Origin of the sequence: Bradyrhizobium sp. (assembly GCF_016462955.1) — a bacterium.
GTDB lineage: Bacteria > Pseudomonadota > Alphaproteobacteria > Rhizobiales > Xanthobacteraceae > Bradyrhizobium.
In genome coordinates, this window is record NZ_JAEMSD010000425.1 from 4,425 (window position 1) to 6,036 (window position 1,612).

Consider the following 1,612-nt stretch of genomic DNA (forward strand, 5'->3'; position numbering starts at 1 on the left):
GGTCCGGCGAGCTCGCGACCGCGATAACGCTGAACCAGGACGTCACCACGGCATTCCCGGTGGACCAGGCAGTGGGCGAGCTCCAGCCCGGCGTCTACGTCATGACGGCCGCGGCCAAGGGCCCGGGCTCCGACGACGAGTCCCAGCTTGCCACGCAATGGTTCATCGTCTCAGATCTCGGCATTTCCGCTTACTCCGGCAATGACGGCATCCACGTCTTCGTCAATTCGCTGGCGTCGACCGACCCTATCGTCAAGGCCGAGGTGCGGCTGATCGCCCGCAACAACGAGATCCTGGCGACGCGCCAGACCGACGGTGCCGGCCACGCGGTGTTCGAGGCCGGGCTTGCGCGTGGCGAGGGCGGCCTGTCGCCGGCGATGCTCACGGTCACTGCCGAGAAGGCCGACTACGCCTTCCTGAGCCTCAAGTCCTCCGCCTTCGACCTGTCCGACCGCGGCGTCTCCGGTCGCGCGGTGCCCGCTGGTGCCGACGCCTTCGTCTATGCCGAGCGCGGCGTCTACCGGTCCAGCGAGACGGTCTATCTCACCGCGCTCTTGCGTGACGGGCAGGGCAATGCCGTCACGGGCGGGCCGATGACGCTGCTGATCGAGCGGCCCGACGGCGTCGAATATCGCCGCGCTGTGCTGGCCGACCAGGGTGCCGGCGGCCGCACGCTGGCCGTGCCGCTCAACTCGGCCGTCCCGACCGGCACCTGGCGCGTCCGCGCCTTCACCGATCCGAAGGGCGCCTCGGTCGGCGAGACCACCTTCATGGTCGAAGACTACGTGCCCGATCGGATCGAATTCGACTTGTCGGCCAAGGACAAGGTCATCAAAGCTAACGCTCCAGTGGAGCTTAAGGCCGATGGTCATTTCCTTTACGGCGCACCGGCCTCGGGCCTTCAGCTCGAAGGCGACATGCTGATTGCGCCCGCGAGCGAACGTCCGGGCTTTGCCGGCTACAAGTTCGGCGTGGACGACGAGGAGAGCACCTCGAACGAGCGAACGCCGCTCGAGAACCTGCCCGAGGCCGACGCCAATGGCGTTGCCACCTTCCCGGTGACGCTGGACAAGCAGCCGGCTTCGACCCGCCCGCAGGAGGCGCAGATCTTCGTCCGCATGGTCGAGACCGGCGGCCGCGCCGTGGAGCGCAAGATCGTGCTGCCGGTCGCGCCCAGCGCGGCGCAGATCGGCATCAAGCCGCTGTTCGGCGACAAGAACGTCGCCGAGGGCGACAAGGCCGAGTTCGATGTGGTGTTCGTTTCGCCCGAGGGCGAGAGGCTGCGCCGCGACGGCCTGCGCTACGAGCTCCTGAAGATGGAATCGCGCTACCAATGGTATCGCCAGAACAATTATTGGGAGTACGAGCCGGTCAAGTCGACCTCGCGCGTCGCCGACGGTGACGTCGTAATCGCCGCCGACAAGCCGGCGCGGATCTCGCTCAGCCCGCAGCCGGGCCGCTACCGGCTCGACGTGCGGACCAACGATGCCGACGGCCCCGTGACCTCGGTCCAGTTCGACGTCGGCTGGTATTCCGACGGCAGCGCCGACACGCCGGATCTCTTGGAGACCTCGATCGACAAGCCGCAATATGGCTCGGGCGACACCATGAC

Annotated in this window: 1 protein-coding gene; it reads left to right on the forward strand. The window is 67.4% G+C overall.

Features of this window, described 5'->3' with window-relative positions:
* The coding region (locus JHD07_RS30550) for an MG2 domain-containing protein (protein ID WP_291628885.1) at nucleotides 1–1,612 on the forward strand (1,612 nt) is incomplete at both ends.